The sequence below is a fragment of the Pseudomonas laurentiana genome (assembly GCF_014648275.1).
Lineage (GTDB): Bacteria > Pseudomonadota > Gammaproteobacteria > Pseudomonadales > Pseudomonadaceae > Aquipseudomonas > Aquipseudomonas laurentiana.
Genome location: NZ_BMQU01000011.1, coordinates 20177 through 37870, shown reverse-complemented (window position 1 = coordinate 37870; position 17694 = coordinate 20177). Strand labels below are relative to the sequence as shown.

General features: G+C 59.2%; 18 protein-coding genes. 4 read left to right on the top strand and 14 right to left on the bottom strand.

What is annotated here, in order from left to right; genetic code table 11:
* Positions 1-15 precede the first annotated feature (15 nt).
* Positions 16-1440, top strand: coding sequence for a gamma-aminobutyraldehyde dehydrogenase (locus IE038_RS13025; RefSeq protein ID WP_189395742.1), 1425 nt, complete (start codon positions 16-18; stop codon positions 1438-1440).
* Between the two features lie 82 nt (positions 1441-1522).
* On the opposite strand, the gene IE038_RS13020 is transcribed toward IE038_RS13025, so the two are convergent.
* From IE038_RS13020 to IE038_RS13010, 3 genes are all read right to left on the bottom strand, one after another.
* Positions 1523-2629 (bottom strand): NADH:flavin oxidoreductase/NADH oxidase, encoded by a 1107-nt coding sequence (locus IE038_RS13020; RefSeq protein WP_163934330.1) that lies wholly within the window; start codon positions 2627-2629, stop codon positions 1523-1525.
* 125 nt (positions 2630-2754) lie between these two features.
* Positions 2755-4464 (bottom strand): single-stranded-DNA-specific exonuclease RecJ, encoded by a 1710-nt coding sequence (gene recJ, locus IE038_RS13015; RefSeq protein ID WP_163934333.1) that lies wholly within the window; start codon positions 4462-4464, stop codon positions 2755-2757.
* Positions 4465-4509: 45 nt separating this feature from the next.
* The gene (locus tag IE038_RS13010) at positions 4510-5052 is read right to left on the bottom strand and encodes a YaeQ family protein (protein ID WP_163934337.1); all 543 of its coding nucleotides are present in this window, start codon (positions 5050-5052) and stop codon (positions 4510-4512) included.
* A gap of 143 nt (positions 5053-5195) precedes the next feature.
* Here IE038_RS13010 and IE038_RS13005 point away from each other — a divergent pair, with 143 nt between their 5' ends.
* Both IE038_RS13005 and IE038_RS13000 read left to right on the top strand, forming a co-directional pair.
* Positions 5196-6395, top strand: a complete 1200-nt coding sequence (locus IE038_RS13005; RefSeq protein WP_163934340.1) for a CaiB/BaiF CoA transferase family protein — start codon at positions 5196-5198, stop codon at positions 6393-6395.
* 20 nt (positions 6396-6415) lie between these two features.
* Positions 6416-7294, top strand: a complete 879-nt coding sequence (locus IE038_RS13000) for a TIGR02285 family protein (protein ID WP_163934343.1) — start codon at positions 6416-6418, stop codon at positions 7292-7294.
* Here the strand turns inward: IE038_RS13000 and IE038_RS12995 are convergent.
* The 11 genes from IE038_RS12995 to ffh all read right to left on the bottom strand — a co-directional run bounded on the left by IE038_RS12995 (position 7258) and on the right by ffh (position 16679).
* Positions 7258-7719, bottom strand: coding sequence for a response regulator (locus IE038_RS12995; RefSeq protein ID WP_163934346.1), 462 nt, complete (start codon positions 7717-7719; stop codon positions 7258-7260). The genes IE038_RS13000 and IE038_RS12995 overlap by 37 nt on opposite strands.
* 180 nt (positions 7720-7899) lie before the next feature.
* On the bottom strand, positions 7900-9309 hold the full coding sequence (thrC, locus tag IE038_RS12990) for a threonine synthase (RefSeq protein ID WP_163934348.1): 1410 nt from the start codon (positions 9307-9309) through the stop codon (positions 7900-7902).
* A 27-nt stretch (positions 9310-9336) separates the two neighbouring features.
* A complete protein-coding gene (locus IE038_RS12985) occupies positions 9337-10641 on the bottom strand; it encodes a homoserine dehydrogenase (RefSeq protein WP_189395741.1) in 1305 nt (434 codons plus the stop codon).
* Positions 10642-10720: 79 nt separating this feature from the next.
* Positions 10721-11452, bottom strand: coding sequence for a bifunctional protein-disulfide isomerase/oxidoreductase DsbC (gene dsbC / locus IE038_RS12980; RefSeq protein ID WP_189395740.1), 732 nt, complete (start codon positions 11450-11452; stop codon positions 10721-10723).
* Positions 11453-11589: 137 nt separating this feature from the next.
* Positions 11590-12486, bottom strand: a complete 897-nt coding sequence (gene xerD / locus IE038_RS12975) for a site-specific tyrosine recombinase XerD (RefSeq protein ID WP_189395739.1) — start codon at positions 12484-12486, stop codon at positions 11590-11592.
* A gap of 127 nt (positions 12487-12613) precedes the next feature.
* Entirely contained in the window at positions 12614-13021 is a 408-nt protein-coding gene (locus IE038_RS12970) for an acyl-CoA thioesterase (RefSeq protein ID WP_163934354.1), read from the bottom strand.
* Positions 13022-13115: 94 nt separating this feature from the next.
* The gene (gene rplS, locus IE038_RS12965; protein ID WP_065759961.1) at positions 13116-13466 is read right to left on the bottom strand and encodes a 50S ribosomal protein L19; all 351 of its coding nucleotides are present in this window, start codon (positions 13464-13466) and stop codon (positions 13116-13118) included.
* A 42-nt stretch (positions 13467-13508) separates the two neighbouring features.
* Complete coding sequence (gene trmD, locus IE038_RS12960; protein ID WP_163934356.1) at positions 13509-14261, bottom strand: tRNA (guanosine(37)-N1)-methyltransferase TrmD; 753 nt, start codon at positions 14259-14261, stop codon at positions 13509-13511.
* Positions 14262-14264: 3 nt separating this feature from the next.
* Positions 14265-14801 carry a ribosome maturation factor RimM gene (gene rimM / locus IE038_RS12955; RefSeq protein WP_099773676.1) on the bottom strand — a complete coding sequence of 179 codons (537 nt, stop codon included), beginning with the start codon at positions 14799-14801 and terminating at the stop codon, positions 14265-14267.
* A 5-nt stretch (positions 14802-14806) separates the two neighbouring features.
* Positions 14807-15058: a 30S ribosomal protein S16 gene (gene rpsP / locus IE038_RS12950; RefSeq protein ID WP_065759964.1), complete on the bottom strand. Its 252-nt coding sequence runs from the start codon at positions 15056-15058 to the stop codon at positions 14807-14809.
* Between the two features lie 244 nt (positions 15059-15302).
* The gene (gene ffh, locus IE038_RS12945) at positions 15303-16679 is read right to left on the bottom strand and encodes a signal recognition particle protein (protein WP_065759965.1); all 1377 of its coding nucleotides are present in this window, start codon (positions 16677-16679) and stop codon (positions 15303-15305) included.
* Positions 16680-16875: 196 nt separating this feature from the next.
* Here ffh and IE038_RS12940 point away from each other — a divergent pair, with 196 nt between their 5' ends.
* Positions 16876-17688: a cytochrome C assembly family protein gene (locus IE038_RS12940; RefSeq protein ID WP_163934373.1), complete on the top strand. Its 813-nt coding sequence runs from the start codon at positions 16876-16878 to the stop codon at positions 17686-17688.
* Positions 17689-17694 lie beyond the last annotated feature (6 nt).

Below are 17694 nucleotides of genomic sequence, written 5' to 3'. Positions count from 1 at the left end.
CTGGAGGACTCGAACATGCAAACCAAACTGCTGATCAACGGCCAACTGGTCGCAGGCGAAGGTAGCGCCTACCCGGTCATTAACCCGGCACAGGGCAGCGTGCTGGTAGAAATCAATGAAGCCAGCGAAGCTCAAGTCGACAGTGCTGTACAGGCTGCCGACCACGCGTTTCAAAGCTGGTCGCAAACCTCCCCAAAAGAGCGCTCACAGCTGTTGTTGCAACTGGCCGACGCCATCGAAGCACAGGGTGGCGAACTGGCAAAGCTGGAGTCGGACAACTGCGGCAAGCCCTACCATGCGGCACTGAATGACGAGATCCCGGCCATCGCCGATGTGTTCCGTTTTTTCGCCGGGGCCAGTCGCTGCCTGAGTGGTTCGGCGGCGGGTGAATACCTGCCGGGGCATACGTCGATGATCCGTCGCGACCCCATCGGGGTTGTCGCATCCATCGCGCCCTGGAACTACCCACTGATGATGGTCGCCTGGAAAATCGCCCCCGCCTTGGCCGCCGGCAATACCGTAGTACTCAAGCCCTCGGAGCAGACACCACTGACCGCCCTGCGTCTGGCTGAGCTGGCCGCACCGATCTTCCCGGCAGGGGTCATCAATATCCTGTTTGGCCGTGGCCCGAGTGTCGGCACGCCGCTGGTGACCCACCCGAAAGTGCGCATGGTCTCGCTGACCGGCTCCATCGCTACTGGCGCCAACATCATTTCCAGCACCTCCGACAGCGTGAAGCGCATGCATATGGAGTTGGGCGGCAAAGCGCCGGTCATCATCTTTGACGATGCCGACATCGATGCCGCCGTCGAAGGCATCCGCACCTTCGGCTTCTACAACGCCGGCCAGGATTGCACTGCCGCCTGCCGCATCTATGCCCAAAGCGGCATCTATGAGCGTTTTGTCGAGAAACTCGGCCAAGCGGTGTCCACCATCAAATACGGCAAGCAAGGCGACCCCAGTACCGAACTCGGCCCACTGATCACTGCCCAGCACCGTGAACGCGTTGCCGGCTTCGTCGAGCGCGCCATCGCCCAACCACATATCCGTCTGATCACGGGCGGAAAATCAGTGCCAGGCCATGGTTTCTTCTTCGAACCGACCGTACTGGCCGACGCCCAGCAGGACGATGAAATCGTCCGCCGCGAGGTCTTCGGCCCAGTCGTTTCGGTGACCCGTTTCGAGGATGAAGCGCAAGTAGTGGCTTGGGCCAACGACTCCGACTACGGCCTGGCGTCCTCGCTCTGGACCGCTGACGTGGGCCGTGCACACCGTATCTCGGCACGCCTGCAATACGGCTGCACCTGGGTGAATACTCACTTCATGTTGGTCAGCGAAATGCCCCATGGTGGGCAGAAGCTGTCCGGGTACGGCAAAGACATGTCGATGTATGGGCTAGAGGACTACACCTGCATTCGCCATGTGATGTTCAAGCACTGATAGCTCAATAGCCGATGAGGGTGGCTCCGGTCTTTACCGGAGCCACCCTACTGATACCTTCACAAGCAACGCCATCGTCCCCTCAATCGCGCAGATCCGACTCGTGAATCGGCTGTTCACGGCTGGTGGCACGCTGGTATTGGGCCGGCCAGACCGCCTTGTTGCCCCCCAGGTCATCATCGGCATGCAAAGGCCAATAAGGATCGCGCAGCAGCTCCCGAGCCAGCAGGATGATGTCGGCCTGACCGGTGCGCAGGATATGTTCGGCCTGGGCCGGCTCGGTAATCATGCCGACAGTACCGGTGGCAATTTCCGACTCCTTGCGTACCCGCTCGGCGAAACGGGTCTGGTAGCCCGGCCCGACCGGAATTTCGGCATGCACGGAAGTACCGCCGGAAGACACATCGATCAAATCGACCCCCAGGGCCTTCAAACGTCTGGCCAGCTCAACGGTTTCATCCGGGTTCCAGCCATCCTCGACCCAGTCAGTGGCCGAAACCCGAACGAATACCGGCAGCTCTTTGGGCCATACCTCGCGGACAGCTTCGGTGACCTGCAACGTCAAGCGAATTCGGTTTTCAAAGCAGCTGCCGTATTCATCACGGCGCTGATTGCTCAAGGGCGACAGGAATTGGTGCAGCAGATAACCGTGGGCGGCATGCACCTCGACCACTTTGAAGCCGGCCGTCAAGGCACGCTTGGCCGCGCTGACAAAGGCCTGAATCACCTCGCGAATCTGCGCCAGGCTTAACTCACTGGGTGCCGTGTGCTCGGGATCAAAGGCAATTCTAGACGGCCCCACCGGTACCCAACCGCCGTCCTCCGGCTTGACGCTGCCACGCTTGCCAAGCCATGGGCGATGGGTACTGGCCTTGCGCCCGGCGTGCGCCAGCTGAATGCCGGGTATCGCGCCCTGGGCGGTAATGAACCGGGTAATACGCTGCAAAGGAGCGACCTGTGCATCGTTCCACAGGCCAAGATCCTGAGCGGTGATGCGGCCTTCGGCGGTGACCGCCGTCGCTTCGGTAAAGACCAACCCGGCTCCACCTACTGCACGGCTGCCAAGGTGTACAAGATGCCAGTCGTTGGCCAGCCCATCGGCGGCCGAGTACTGGCACATGGGTGATACGGCGATACGGTTGGGCAGGGTCAATTGGCGCAGGGTATAAGGCTCAAGCAGCAAGCTCATGGGGCACCTCTCAAATTAAGTGGTAAGGCTCCAGAGGCATTGATCGGCCGACCACAGAATCTTCCCCGCAGGCTCTTCGACCCGATCAACCCTTTCTAGAGCCTAGACCACTTTGCTCCCTGCAATCAGCGCGGCTCCATATGGACGATCATCAATTGCACGGTTTCCTGCCCTCGAAACTCGTTAAGGTCGAGTTTGTAGGCTAGTTCCACCCAACGCACAGTAGGGTTGGGCCAGATATCCCGATCAATGCCAAAGGCAATGCCGTCGAGCTTGACCGAGCCGCACTCACTCTTGAGCACCACTTTCAGATGACGTTCACCCACCACCCGCTGCTCGACCAGTTGAAACACCCCGTGAAACAACGGCTCGGGGAAGTGTTGTCCCCAGGGCCCGGCATGGCGCAACGCCCGCGCCAGTTCCAGGTGAAATTCCTCCGCCGAAAGGCTGCCGTCGGACAACAACCGGCCGGTCAGGTCTTCTTCACGCAATTGCCGACGTACTTCCTCGTCAAAGGCCTGAGCAAACGCCGGAAAGTGCTCTGCCGGTAGCGACAAACCCGCCGCCATCGCATGGCCGCCGAACTTGCTGATCAACTGTGGATAGCGAGCAGCCACCGCGTCCAGTGCATCGCGGATATGGAACCCCGGCACCGAGCGGGCCGAGCCCTTGAGCATGCCCTCACCGGCATCGGCAAAAGCGATGGTCGGGCGGTGGTAACGCTCTTTCATTCGCGAAGCGAGAATACCGATAACCCCCTGGTGCCAGTCGGGCTCGAACAGGCACAGGCCGAACGGCATAGACTCCAGCGGCAAATCCTTGAGTTGGGCCAGCGCCTCACGCTGCATTCCCTGCTCGATGGATTTGCGGTCCTGGTTCAACTCGTCAAGCTGGGCCGCCATGTCCTGCGCCAGGCCTGCATCGTCGCTGAGCAGACACTCGATCCCCAGGCTCATGTCATCCAGGCGTCCGGCCGCATTGAGCCGTGGCCCGAGAATGAACCCAAGGTCAGTCGAGGTAATACGCCGATGATCACGTCGCGCCACCTCCAGAATGGCCTTGAGCCCAGGCCGGGCACGCCCGGCACGGATACGCTCCAGGCCCTGATGCACCAGAATACGGTTGTTGGCATCCAGCGGCACGACGTCGGCGACACTGCCCAGGGCCACCAGGTCAAGCAGTTCGCCGATGTTCGGTTGTGGCTGAGTGGCATAGCGCCCAAGGCTGCGTAGCCGCGCACGCAGCGCCATCAGCACATAGAAAATCACCCCGACCCCGGCCAACGCCTTGCTCGGGAAGGTGCAACCAGGTTGGTTCGGGTTGACGATGGCGTCCGCTGCTGGCAGTTCGTTGCCGGGCAAATGGTGATCGGTCACCAGCACCTTGAGCCCGGCTGCCTTGGCTGCCGCCACACCTTCAACACTGGAAATACCGTTGTCCACGGTGATCAGCAACTGGGGCTGACGCTCCAGGGCTACTGCAACGATTTCCGGGGTCAGGCCATAACCGAACTCAAACCGGTTAGGCACCAGGTAGTCGACGTGGGCCGCCCCCAGCAAACGCAAACCGAGCATGCCAACCGTGCTGGCAGTCGCCCCGTCCGCATCGAAGTCACCGACAATCAGGATCCGCTGGCGCTGCTCCAAGGCCTCGACCAGCAGGTCCACCGCGGCATCAATACCTTTGAGTTGCTGGTACGGCAACAGGCGCGCCAGGCTTTTATCCAGTTCAGCTTCGGACTGCACGCCACGCGCGGCGTACAAACGGGTCAGCAGGGGTGGCAGATCGCCTAGGAAAGGCAACGTGGTCGGCAAGGGCCGCGGTTCGATACGCATGGGGCTACAAGGGCTTCTCTGGCAATCGGGAAACGGAGGGTGGACTCAGACGCGCTCGCCGAGCAGCCACTCCAGCTGGACTTCATGCTGACCGCGATCATCGGTGACAAAAATAGTCCCCTCACTGATCATCACGTCCCACTTGATTGCCCGAGGCATATCCGTTGCCAGGGTTTCCAGCACCTCTTGGGGCACTGCCGCGATGTTGACGTTCTTCAGCCCCTTGACCGCATCGACGACCTTGGTTTGCCAGACACGCAAGCTGCCATAAGCCAACAAGCTGGTGCGCTCTGTACGCCGCGAACACCAGGTCAGGCGATCGGCATCTGGCTGGCCGACTTCGATCCAGTGCAGAACGCGGTCATCCAGGCTTTTCTCCCAGAGTGCCGGCTCGTCGACGTCCGACAAACCGCGGCCAAACGCCAACTGCTCGTTGTACCAGAAGGCATAGGCCAGCAGGCGTACGGCCATGCGCTCTTCGGTTTCCGAAGGATGGCGGGCGATGGTCTGCTTGACGCTTTCATACACACCGCGATCAAGGTCTGTGAGATTCAGTTCAAACTTGTAGGTAGTGGACGGCTGGGCCATGAACGGGCTTCTTGCGAAAAAAGAAAGTCGCCCAGTCTAACCGATCTCGACACCCAGTCCCTTACAAACCTGCGCCAGAGCAGTATCTGTCGCCGCGCAGCTGTGATAAAAACAGCGCTCTGCCCAGTTGCAACGGATGCCTAATGTCTACGCCCAGCAAACCACTCGCCGGCTTGAAAGTCATCGAACTTGGTACCCTGATCGCCGGCCCCTTTGCGTCGCGTATCTGCGCCGAATTCGGCGCCGAGGTGATCAAGGTCGAGTCCCCAGATGGCGGCGATCCGTTACGCAAATGGCGCAAGCTCTATGAAGGCACCTCGCTGTGGTGGTTCGTGCAGGCGCGCAACAAGAAGTCGCTGACGCTGAACCTCAAGCACCCCGACGGTCTGAACATCCTCAAGCAATTGCTCAGCGACGCAGACATCCTGATCGAGAACTTCCGACCCGGCGTTCTGGAAAAACTCGGGCTGGGCTGGGACACCCTGCATGCGCTGAACCCAAAGCTGGTCATGGTTCGGCTTTCCGGCTTCGGTCAGACCGGCCCGATGAAAGACCAGCCTGGCTTTGGTGCCGTCGGCGAGTCCATGGGCGGGCTGCGCTACATCACCGGTTTCGAAGACCGCCCCCCCGTGCGCACCGGCATCTCCATCGGCGACTCCATCGCGGCCTTGTGGGGTGTGATTGGCGCGCTGATGGCCCTGCGTCATCGCGAAGTCAATGGCGGTCAGGGCCAGGTGGTGGATGTAGCACTGTATGAGGCCATCTTTGCCATGATGGAAAGCATGGTCCCGGAATTCGACGTATTCGGTTTCATTCGGGAACGTACAGGCAACATCATGCCTGGCATCACCCCGTCATCGATTCATACCAGCGCCGACGGCAAACACGTGCAGATCGGCGCCAATGGCGATGCCATCTTCAAGCGTTTCATGCATGCGATAGGGCGCGACGACCTGGCCGATGACCCGACACTGGCCAGCAACGATGGCCGTGACCTGCGCCGCGACGAACTCTATGGGGTCATCGACCGCTGGTCCCGGAGCCTGCCACTCGATGCGCTGATGCAGACCCTGAACGATGCGCAGGTACCCGCCAGCCGCATCTACTCTGCTGAAGACATGCTCAGCGACCCTCAGTTCCTCGCTCGGGAGATGTTCCTCCAGGCCAAACTGCCCGATGGCAAACCCTTCAAGATGCCTGGCATCGTGCCCAAACTGTCCGAGACACCCGGCTCAAGCGAGTGGGTTGGCCCCGAACTGGGTGCCCATACCGATGCCCTGCTGAATGACCTGGGCTATGACCAACAGGCGGTCGCCCGCCTGCGCGAGCAGGGCGCGGTCTGAACAGGGCACGCAAGCGGAACATGCTCGGCGTGGTGCTGGGCATGATGCTCGGCATTACTCTGCCGGCGTCCGCCTGGGCCAAGGAGACACTGATTTGGTTACTGCGCGATCTCCCACCCCTGACGATCTTTGAAGGACCACAGAAAGGCCAGGGTGTCGTCGACCAGTTACTCACAGAGCTGATCGCCAACATGCCCGAATACGATCACAGCATTGTCAGGGTCAACCGTGCGCGGGCGCTGCAAATGCTGCAGTCCCCCTCCTTCACCTGCGACCCGACGCTGATCTGGACGCCTGAACGCGACCGCTATGTGACGTATTCAATCCCGAACCTCGGCGCACTGAGTAACGGGCTGGTGGTACGCAAGCAAGATACCTCGCTGATCGCACCGTTCCTCAAGGATGGCAAGGTTGATCTGGAGGCACTGCTGGCCAGTCGCCTGCTCAAGCTCGGCATCGTCGCCGAACGCAGTTACGGCCCGGCTGTCGACGAAATGTTGAAAGCCGCCCCCCAGGAAACCCTGAATCGCCACTACGGCAACGATGCCGTGACCAACCTGCTGCAGATGCAGCACCTGGGCCGTCTGCACCTGTTACTGGGCTATCTTCCGGAAATTCGCTACCTGAGCAAACAGCAGCAACTGAGTGCAGACCATCTGACGGTGTACCCGCTAAAAGGCATCCCGCGCTATCAGTTCACCCACGTTGGCTGTTCGGATACCCCGCAAGGTAACGAGGCTATCAAGCACATCGATCAGTTGCTGCAATCACTGCGCCGCGACCTGATGCCAACCGCATATGCCCGCTGGCTGGACCCGGAACTGCGCGATAGCTACCTGAATGACGCCCGACACTTCTTCGATCAGCGGGCAGCAGATGCTGCGGTACAGGCGCCTTGAGTCAACATCAGCGATTGGGACCGTGCGCTGCCACATGAATACCCTTCACGGTAGCGGCGCAACTGCTGGTCCAGCGCCGGCACCGTAACAGGCCATGGCAGGCAACCCAACACCCATACCCCTTGCGCGCGCGCTCTGGTGCAAAGGCTGTTGGGTGACGTGGCATCTACCGCACCGACAACGAGCATTGCCCTGACGCCCGGATGATCGAGCAAGTGCGCCAGTAACGCCTCACACTCCGGCTCTGCCATGGCCTCATCGCAGATCAACAGGTCGACCCGGTTGCAACGCGTGAGTACATCCATGGCCGACGCCAGGGTATCGGCGGTCAGCACATTAAACACCCCGTTTGCGTTGAGCATTTGATGCAATGCCATCAACTGAAAGGGCCGCTCTTGAAGCACCAGGACATTAAGGGTTTGCATAAGGGGTTTCCTGTAGCTGACGTGATCGGTCACGCACGCAGGTACACTCTAGAAAACCCCTTTCGCAGATCCCATAGGACAAATCCGAAACGCTGCCGGGATAAGTCCACATTGAACGGCAATAAACACAATCGAAAAAAAACCCGTCAAATGACGGGTTTTCTTTTTCAGATCAGCCGATCACAGCGGCTTGCCGCGATTGCCATGCTGGCTGACAAAGGCTTGTACAGCCTTGAGGTCATTCGCCAATACCGTGCATTTTTCTTCACGGCTGAACAGATCGGCCAGGTGAGCCGGCAGCTCAAGCGCCTTGCCAACACCGGCTTTCTCTACCGCTTCCGGGAACTTGACGGGATGCGCAGTACCCAGAATCACCATTGGGGTGTCCAGGCTACGACGGCACTCACGAGCGGCCTTGACCCCGATCGCAGTGTGCGGATCGAGTACTTCACCGGTCTGTGCAAAGACGTCTGCAATGGTCTCGCAGGTTTGCGCGTCATCCACTGCCAACGAATCGAACAGCTTGCGAGCTTCGGTCCAGCGATCTTGCTCGACGCTGAAACCGCCACCCTGCTTGAAGTTGTCCATCAGCTCAGCGATAGCCGCACCGTTACGCCCGTGCAGGTCGAACAGCAGGCGCTCGAAGTTCGACGAGACCATGATGTCCATCGACGGCGACAGGGTCGCGTGCAGGGTTTCCTTGACGTACTGGTTGCCGCTCATGAAGCGGTGCAGGATGTCGTTGCGGTTGGTCGCGACGATCAGCTGGCTGATCGGCAAGCCCATATTACGCGCCAGGTAGCCTGCGAAGATGTCACCGAAGTTGCCGGTTGGCACCGAGAAAGCGACCGAACGCGCCGGGCCACCCAACTGCAGGGCCGCATGGAAGTAGTAGACGATCTGGGCCATGATCCGCGCCCAGTTGATCGAGTTCACTGCCACTAGGCGCGTACCCTTGAGGAAGCCCTGGTCGGCGAAGCTGGCCTTGACCATTTCCTGGCAGTCATCGAAGTTACCTTCGATCGCGATGTTGTGGATGTTCTCACCGAAGATGGTTGTCATCTGGCGGCGCTGAACTTCGGAAACTCGCTGGTGCGGGTGCAGGATGAAGATATCGACGTTGTCGCAACGGCGGCAGCCTTCGATGGCAGCCGAACCGGTGTCACCACTGGTAGCGCCGATAATCACCACGCGCTCGCCGCGCTTGACCAGAACGTGGTCCAGCAGGCGACCCAGCAGTTGCAGGGCGAAATCCTTGAACGCCAGGGTCGGGCCGTGGAACAGCTCAAGCACCCACTCGTTGCTGTTCAACTGACGCAGTGGGGCAACGGCAGCGTGGGCGAACTCACCGTAGGTTTCTTCGAGAATTTTCTTGAAATCGGCATCGGCAATGCTGCCGGTGACGAACGGACGCATCACTCGGAACGCCAACTCGTGGTACGGCAGACCAGCCCAGGAAGCGATCTCTTCCTGGGTGAAGCGTGGCAGGTTCTCAGGCACGTACAGGCCGCCATCGCTGGCGAGACCTGCCAGCAACACGTCTTCGAAATTCAGGGCCGGTGCCTGGCCGCGGGTACTGATGTAACGCATGACCTATTCCTCTAACGCAAAGACTGCTCAGTTCAGTTGTTCGACGCGAATACGCACCACATTGCCCACGACATCCTGCAGGGCTTCCAGTGCGGTGATGGCATCGTTCATACGCTGTTCGAGCACTCGGTGAGTCAGCAGGATCATTGGCACCAGGCCGTCATGCTCCTCGACTTCCTTCTGCATGATCGATTCGATATTGATACCACGCTCCGAGAGGATGCTCGCCACCTGAGCCAGTACGCCCGGATGATCCTTGGCCTGGATACGCAGGTAGTAAGCACTCTCACAGGCTTCGATCGGCAGGATCGGGTGAGCGGACAGTGAGTCAGGCTGGAACGCCAGGTGTGGAACACGGTTTTCCGGGTCCGAGGTCATGGCACGAACCACGTCCACCAGGTCGGCAACAACCGAAGAGGCCGTCGGTTCCATACCGGCGCCCGCGCCGTAGAACAAGGTCGAACCCGCCGCATCGCCATTGACCATCACAGCGTTCATCACGCCATTTACATTGGCAATCAGGCGGTCAGCCGGGATCAGCGTCGGATGGACGCGCAGCTCGATACCGTTGACGGTGCTACGAGCCACACCCAGGTGCTTGATGCGATAGCCCAGCGCCTCGGCGTAGTTGACGTCGGCCGTGGTCAACTTGGTGATGCCTTCGGTATAGGCCTTGTCGAACTGCAGCGGAATACCAAAGGCAATGGATGCCAGGATGGTCAGTTTGTGCGCGGCATCGATACCTTCGACGTCGAAGGTCGGATCGGCTTCGGCGTAGCCCAATGCCTGGGCTTCGGCCAGCACATCGGGGAAAGCACGGCCTTTCTCACGCATTTCGGTGAGGATGAAGTTACCGGTGCCGTTGATGATCCCGGCGACCCAGTTGATGCGGTTGGCAGAGAGACCTTCACGAATGGCCTTGATCACCGGAATGCCGCCTGCAACCGCCGCTTCGAAGGCGACGATAACGCCCTTCTCGCGGGCCTTGGCGAAAATTTCGTTGCCATGCACAGCGATCAGCGCCTTGTTCGCAGTGACCACGTGCTTGCCATTCTCGATGGCTTTGAGCACCAGGTCGCGGGCGATGGTGTAACCACCGATCAACTCGATGACGATATCAATCTCAGGGTTGCTCGCGACCTCGAACACGTCAGCGGTAATGGGGGTACCGGTAATCTGGCAATTCGGGTTTTGCGAACGCATGGCAATTTGTGCCACTTCGATTCCACGCCCGGCGCGGCGGGCAATCTCCTCGGCGTTACGCTGAAGTACATTGAAGGTACCGCCACCGACGGTCCCCAACCCACAGATGCCTACTTTGACCGGTTTCACTGTGAACTCCCCATTAAACGACCGGCATGAGACCGGTCGTGAAAACAGCCACGACCTCAGGTCGCGGCTCGCGATTGAATTACTTGTCGGCCAGCGCCAGCTTGGCCACCTGCGCAGCAGGTTGGTAACCTGGAATCACCTGACCGTTCTCCAGCACAATGGCTGGTGTACCGTTGACGCCAATCGACTGACCCAGCTGGAACTGCTTACTGACTGGGTTGGCACACTTGGCCGCCTTGATTTCCTTGCCGTCGATCATCTTGTCCAATGCGCCCTTGCGGTCGCTGGAACACCAGACCGCCTGCAACTGCTCGTCACCTGGTGAGCCGAGGCCCTGACGCGGGAAGGCGACATAACGCACTTCAATGCCCCGCTTGTTCAACTCAGGCACTTCAGCGTGCAGCTTGTGGCAGTAGGGGCAGGTGGTGTCGGTAAAAACGGTAATGTGCGACTTGGCTTGGCCAACCGCAGGATAAACCACCATTTCTCCGGCTGGAATGCCGTTGATGGTCTTGGCGATTGCCTGGCGCTCGGCTTTTTCGGTCAGGTTGACTGGCTTGCCATCCTGGATCTGAAACAGGTAGCCCTGCATGACAAACTGGCCATCGGCACTGGCATAGAGCACGCGCCCGCCCTTGAGTTTGACCTCATACAGGCCATTGAGCGGGCTGGCCGCAACGCTCTCCACTGGCACATCCAGCTGAAGCGACTGCAGGGTCTTGCGAATGGTCTGCTCGGCATCATCGGCAGCCGCGGCAAAGGTACTGACCAACGCCAGTGCGGCGGCGGCAAAAATCTGGGTCACGCGCATGGGAACTCCTGAAGGCGGACAAGGGCTGTGGACGGCCAGGCCGTGCCGGAAACACGCGGGGTCCATCGCCTGAAAAGCTAAACCGTCCAAGCCTACCACAGAAGCCGCGCCACTCCGACTGTGTACGACATATGCCGTCAACCCCGGGGGTGATGCTGTGCATGCAGTTCCTGCAGGCGAGCCCTGGCCACGTGGGTATAGATTTGCGTGGTCGACAGGTCACTATGCCCCAGCAGCATCTGCACCACGCGCAGGTCGGCACCGTGATTGAGCAGATGCGTGGCAAATGCATGACGCAAGGTATGCGGTGACAACGCCTTGTCGATCCCGGCAACCAGCGCCTGGTGCTTGATCCGATGCCAGAACGTCTGCCGAGTCATCTGTTCACCGCGCTGGCTCGGAAACAGCACATCGCTCGGGCGCTCCCCAAGCAACTCATTGCGGCCGTTACGCAAAAACCGCTCGACCCACACCACGGCCTCCTCCCCCATGGGCACCAGGCGCTCCTTGCTGCCCTTGCCCATCACCCGCAATACACCTTGGCGCAGGTTGACCTGATCAAGCGTCAGGCTGACCAGCTCGGTCACCCGCAACCCGCAGGCATAGAGTACTTCGAGCATGGCACGGTCACGCTGACCGATAGGCTGGCTGAGGTCGGGGGCCTTTAACAGGGCCTCGACATCAGCCTCCGATAGCGACTTGGGCAGCGGCCTGCCCAATTGCGGCATCTCCACCAGCAACGTCGGGTCGGTGGCAATCAGCTTCTCCCGCAACAGGTAACGATAGAAGCCACGCAAGCCCGATAGAAAACGCGCCGTCGAACGCGGCTTGTAAGCCTGATCGAGGCGCCAGGCCAGATGATCGAGAATCAACTCTCGGCCGGCGTCAGGCAACGCAATGCCTTTTTCTTGAAGCCAGCAGTTAAACAAAGCCAGGTCGCTTCGATAAGACTCACGGGTATTGTCGGCCAAGCCCTTTTCCAACCACAGGGCATCGAGGAACTGGTCAATCAGCGGGTGTTCTAGGGCGGGCATGTGGACTCGATGACAGGCAAACGAAACGGCGTAATGCCCCTAGTCTTCCACAACACCGTCGGCATAGGGAACCCGAATGCACAAACGCCGCACGAGCATACCTGGAAAGCTATCGTCCGGGTTTCGACTAGAACCCAGGTAGCACGGGAACCGGGCGCTTTTCCTCGTCTATTGCGACAAAACTGAACAAACCGTGAATGGCTTTATCTCGGCCGTCACACGTCATGCTCTCGACAAACACCTCAACCTCAACCTTGAGGCTGGTGTTACCAACCTTGACCACACGCCCTACCAACTCAACAATCGAACCCGCCGCGATCGGGTGCTTGAAGTCGATACGGTCAGTGGAGACGGTAACCAGTGGCAACCGACAAAAGCGCGTAGCTGCGATAAATGACACTTCATCCATCCAGGCCAGCGCGGTGCCACCAAACAAGGTGTTGTGGTGGTTGGTGGTCGACGGAAATACTGCCTTGGTTACACGGGTCACCGACAACTCGGTACGACGCTCGATTTCTTGCTCTCTGCTACTCATTAACATCACATCTTGGACAAATTTCGGGCAACAAAAAAGCAGCCCGAAGGCTGCTTTTTTCGCATGGCGGCCGCAGCCGCCGGTCAAACTGGACTTAAGCCAGTTTTTCCTTGATGCGAGCGGCTTTACCGGACAGGTCGCGCAGGTAGTACAGCTTGGCTTTACGCACGTCACCACGACGTTTCACGGCCAGGCTGTCGATTTGCGGGCTGTAGGTCTGGAAAGTACGCTCAACGCCAACACCGTTGGAGATCTTGCGAACAGTGAAAGCACTGTTCAGACCACGGTTACGCTTGGCGATAACAACGCCTTCGAAAGCCTGCAGACGAGCGCGATCACCTTCCTTCACTTTCACCTGAACCACGATGGTGTCGCCCGGGGCAAAGGTCGGGATCTCTTTGGTCATCTGCTCAGCTTCGATCTGCTGAATGATTTTGTTGGTCATGCTGTGCTCCTAAGGTAAATCGTCGGATCTACCATCGATACGTTAACTATCGTCCCGCCCGCGGAGATACTCCTCGAGCAGCTTCTTCTCTTCTCCAGAAAGTGAGCGACTTTCCAGAAGATCGGCGCGTCGTTCATAGGTCCGCCCAAGGGACTGCTGTAAACGCCATCGCCGGATGTGTGCATGGTTGCCACTTAGCAACACGTCGGGAACACGCTGATCCGCATACACCTCCGGACGGGTGTAATGCGGGCAATCAAGCAGACCATCAGTGAAGGAATCTTCCTCCGCCGAGTCCGCATGCCCTAAAGCTCCGGGCAGCAGCCGCGTAACCGCATCGATCAGTACCATCGCCGGCAGCTCGCCACCGGACAGGACATAGTCACCAATCGACCACTCTTCATCGACATGAGCTTCAATAAAACGCTCGTCAATGCCTTCATAACGACCGGCAATCAGAATCAACGACTCAGACGTGGCCAGGTCTTTAACCGCCGACTGAGTCAGCCTGCGGCCTTGTGGCGACAGGTAAATGACCTTCGCCGCCCCTCCAGTTGCTTGCCTGGCATTCACCAAGGCATCTTCCAGAGGCTTGATCTTCATTACCATGCCCGGACCACCGCCAAACGGCCGATCATCCACCGTATGGTGACGATCTGTGGTGTAGTCCCGCGGGTTCCAGCAGGTCAGTTGCAACAACCCCTGTTTCACCGCGCGGCTGGTAATGCCGTACTCACTGATGGCCGAGAACATCTCGGGGAACAACGTGATGACTTCTACGCGCAGGCTCGCCATTGCTTAGAAATCCGCGTCCCAATCCACCCTCATTTCACCTGCACCCAGGTCGATTGCCAGCACGCATTGCTCCGTATAGGGCAACAACCGCTCGCGATCATCCAGGCTGCCAGCACAGGGCTTGACCACCATTACATCGTTCGCGCCGGTCTCCAACAGGTGATCGATCTTCCCGAACAGTTGCCCGAGTTGGTCGATGACTTTCAGACCCACCAGCTGGTACCAGTAGTACTCGCCGTTGGTCAGGTTGGGCAAAAGGCTACGCGAGATGCAAATCTCATAACCGCTCAGAAGACGCGCTTCATCACGATCATCGAGCCCTTTGAGCTTGGCGACCAGATCCTTTTGAGTGGAACGGCCACTGACCAGCTCTACCTGTTTTACCGAACCATCACGACGAAGCGTCCAGTTACGGTACGACAACAGGTTTTCAATCGGATCGGTAAAGGAATAAACCTTCACCTCGCCGCGAACGCCGTGAACCGAAAAAATCTTGCCAACAACGATCAGGTCATCAGCACTTTCTGGCGTCGCGTTCATACTGCTCAGGCAGCAGCCTTGGCAGCGTCCTTCAGCAGCTGAGCAACACGCTCAGACGGCTGTGCACCTTGGCTCAGCCAGTAGGTGGCGCGCTCTTGGTTCACGGACAGACGAACTTCACCACCGGCAGCAACCGGGTTGAAGAAGCCAATACGCTCAACGAAACGACCGTCGCGCGCATTGCGGCTGTTGGTCACGGTGAGGTGGTAGAACGGGCGCTTTTTGGAGCCGCCACGGGCAAGACGGATGGTTACCATGTGAACATCATTCCTGTAGTCGGTGCTGCAAATCTGTAATGCACAGCGGGCACGGGTGCCCGAAAGGCCGCATATTCTCAAGGAATATACGGACTTTTGCAAATGCCTTTTTCCGGCGACCCTGAAGGCGCCTTGCAGATTTGCCAGTTGTGCCGCTGCTGACAGCGGCGTTTTATCCGCCAATGGCGGAACCCAGTGCGCTGGCACAAACCCCGAAGGCCCGGCCAACGCCTTGAATTTGAGGTTACAGCTTCGGCATGCCGCCGCCTGGCATCATGCCACCCAGGCCGCGCATCATTTTTGCCATACCGCCCTTGGCGGAGAATTTCTTCATCATTTTCTGCATTTGCTTGTGCTGCTTGATCAAGCGACCGATGTCCTGCACCTGGGTACCGGAACCGATGGCGATGCGGCGCTTGCGCGAACCACTGATCATCTCGGGATCACGACGCTCGGCCGGGGTCATCGAGTTGATGATCGCTTCCATCTGCTTGAACTGCTTCTCGGCAGCGCCCTGGGCGCTACCCATCTGCGCCAGGTTGACTCCGCCGATGCTTGGCAGCTTGTCCATCAGACCGCCGAGGCCGCCCATGTTCTTCATTTGTTGCAGCTGGTCACGGAAGTCTTCGAGATCGAAGCCCTTGCCCTTCTTCAGCTTCTTGGCCAGCTTGTCGGCCTTTTCCTTGTCGAGGGTCTGCTCGGCCTGTTCAATCAGGCTAAGCACGTCACCCATGCCAAGGATTCGCGAAGCAATACGGTCTGGGTGGAACGGCTCCAGGGCTTCGGTCTTCTCGCCCATACCGATGAACTTGATCGGCTTGCCGGTAATCGCACGCACCGACAGTGCAGCACCACCACGGGCGTCGCCATCGACCTTGGTCAGTACCACACCGGTCAGTGGCAGCGCATCGCCGAAGGCCTTGGCTGTATTCGCCGCATCCTGGCCGGTCATGGCGTCGACCACGAACAGGGTCTCGATCGGCTTGACCGCAGCATGCAGCTGCTTGATCTCAGCCATCATCTCGGCGTCGACGTGCAGGCGACCGGCGGTATCGACGATCACTACATCGATGAATTTCAGCTTGGCTTCGCGGATTGCAGCTTCAGCAATGGCCACTGGCTTCTGGCTGATATCCGACGGAAAGAAGGTCACGCCAATATCGTTGGCCAGGGTTTCCAGCTGTTTGATTGCCGCAGGACGGTAGACGTCGGCAGACACCACCATCACGGTCTTTTTCTTGCGCTCTTTAAGGAAGCGCGCCAGCTTGCCGGCGGTGGTGGTCTTACCCGCACCTTGCAAGCCGGCCATCAATACTACCGCGGGCGGAGCGGCGTTGAGCGCCAGGTCTTCGTTGGCAGCCCCCATCAGGCCTTCAAGCTCGGCCTGGACGATCTTCACGAACGCCTGGCCTGGCGTCAGGCTGCGCGACACCTCGGTGCCGACGGCACGTTCCTTGACCTTATTGACGAAATCCTTGACCACCGGCAGGGCGACGTCGGCCTCGAGCAACGCCATGCGCACTTCACGCAGGGTGTCTTTGATGTTGTCTTCGGTCAGCTTGGCTTTGCCGGTGACATGGCGCAGCGTCTGTGACAGACGGTCGGTCAAGTTTTCAAACATGGGGATCCTTTCAGGCTCTGTTGAACCGAGGTTTATCAGCTGCCTCTGGCGCGCTCGGCCAGCCTTGGGCGAAGGCAGGCCGACGATTATAACGAAGACTGAGCACTAAGCACACCTGGCCGTCGGCTTGCAGTCTTCCTTGGTGCACGCGTTCTATGCCAAACTCAGTCTCTTTCGGGCTTGCCTAACAGGATTTATGCTCCCCTTGTCACCCAGTCTGCTACCCAACTTGATCGCCGCCTGCCTCTACGCCGCCGCGACTCTCTATCACGGTACACGCCTCGCACAGGGCACCAGGGCCAACAAGCGCCTGCTCAGCCTGCTTGGCTCATTTGCCGTTGCCGCTCAAGGCACCGCACTGTACTGCCAACTGCTGACCCCACTGGGCCTGAGCCTGGATTTTTTCAGCGCCGCCAGCCTGATCGCTACGGCAGTGATCACCTTGACGCTGGTCGCCTGCCTGCGCATCCCGGTGGAAAACCTGCTGGTACTGCTGTTTCCACTGGGGCTGATCACCGCCCTGAGTGCGCAGTTCGCCCCCGCTGGCACGCCGCCGCTGATCAATGAAGAACCCGGCATCCTTGCACATATCCTGCTGTCGATCCTGGCCTACGGCATGTTCACCATCGCTGTATTCCAGGCGCTGCTGTTGCTACTGCAGGACCACCAACTCAAGCACAAGCACCCTTCAGGCCTGATCAAGAACTTCCCACCGCTGCAGACCATGGAAAGCCTGCTGTTCGGCTTTCTATGGGCGGGCTGGGGACTATTGTCGCTCTCGCTGATCTCCGGCTGGCTGTTCGTCGAAAACCTCTTTGCCCAGCACCTGGTGCATAAAACGCTACTGGCCTGCCTGGCGTGGATCGTGTTCAGTGTGCTGCTCTGGGGCCGTAACCGCCTCGGCTGGCGCGGACACAAGGCAATCCGCTGGACACTGGCCGGTTTCTGCCTACTGATGCTGGCCTACTTCGGCAGCAAACTGGTACGCGAATTCATCCTGCACATCTGACAGGCC

Coding starts and splice junctions, on each gene's coding strand:
- IE038_RS13025 (WP_189395742.1), top strand. CDS start 16: ATGCAAACCAAACTGCTGATCAACGGCCAACTGGTCGCAGGCGAAGGT.
- IE038_RS13020 (WP_163934330.1), bottom strand. CDS start 2,629: ATGAGCTTGCTGCTTGAGCCTTATACCCTGCGCCAATTGACCCTGCCC.
- recJ (WP_163934333.1), bottom strand. CDS start 4,464: ATGCGTATCGAACCGCGGCCCTTGCCGACCACGTTGCCTTTCCTAGGC.
- IE038_RS13010 (WP_163934337.1), bottom strand. CDS start 5,052: ATGGCCCAGCCGTCCACTACCTACAAGTTTGAACTGAATCTCACAGAC.
- IE038_RS13005 (WP_163934340.1), top strand. CDS start 5,196: ATGTCTACGCCCAGCAAACCACTCGCCGGCTTGAAAGTCATCGAACTT.
- IE038_RS13000 (WP_163934343.1), top strand. CDS start 6,416: ATGCTCGGCGTGGTGCTGGGCATGATGCTCGGCATTACTCTGCCGGCG.
- IE038_RS12995 (WP_163934346.1), bottom strand. CDS start 7,719: ATGCAAACCCTTAATGTCCTGGTGCTTCAAGAGCGGCCCTTTCAGTTG.
- thrC (WP_163934348.1), bottom strand. CDS start 9,309: ATGCGTTACATCAGTACCCGCGGCCAGGCACCGGCCCTGAATTTCGAA.
- dsbC (WP_189395740.1), bottom strand. CDS start 11,452: ATGCGCGTGACCCAGATTTTTGCCGCCGCCGCACTGGCGTTGGTCAGT.
- xerD (WP_189395739.1), bottom strand. CDS start 12,486: ATGCCCGCCCTAGAACACCCGCTGATTGACCAGTTCCTCGATGCCCTG.
- IE038_RS12970 (WP_163934354.1), bottom strand. CDS start 13,021: ATGAGTAGCAGAGAGCAAGAAATCGAGCGTCGTACCGAGTTGTCGGTG.
- rplS (WP_065759961.1), bottom strand. CDS start 13,466: ATGACCAACAAAATCATTCAGCAGATCGAAGCTGAGCAGATGACCAAA.
- trmD (WP_163934356.1), bottom strand. CDS start 14,261: ATGGCGAGCCTGCGCGTAGAAGTCATCACGTTGTTCCCCGAGATGTTC.
- rimM (WP_099773676.1), bottom strand. CDS start 14,801: ATGAACGCGACGCCAGAAAGTGCTGATGACCTGATCGTTGTTGGCAAG.
- rpsP (WP_065759964.1), bottom strand. CDS start 15,058: ATGGTAACCATCCGTCTTGCCCGTGGCGGCTCCAAAAAGCGCCCGTTC.
- ffh (WP_065759965.1), bottom strand. CDS start 16,679: ATGTTTGAAAACTTGACCGACCGTCTGTCACAGACGCTGCGCCATGTC.
- IE038_RS12940 (WP_163934373.1), top strand. CDS start 16,876: ATGCTCCCCTTGTCACCCAGTCTGCTACCCAACTTGATCGCCGCCTGC.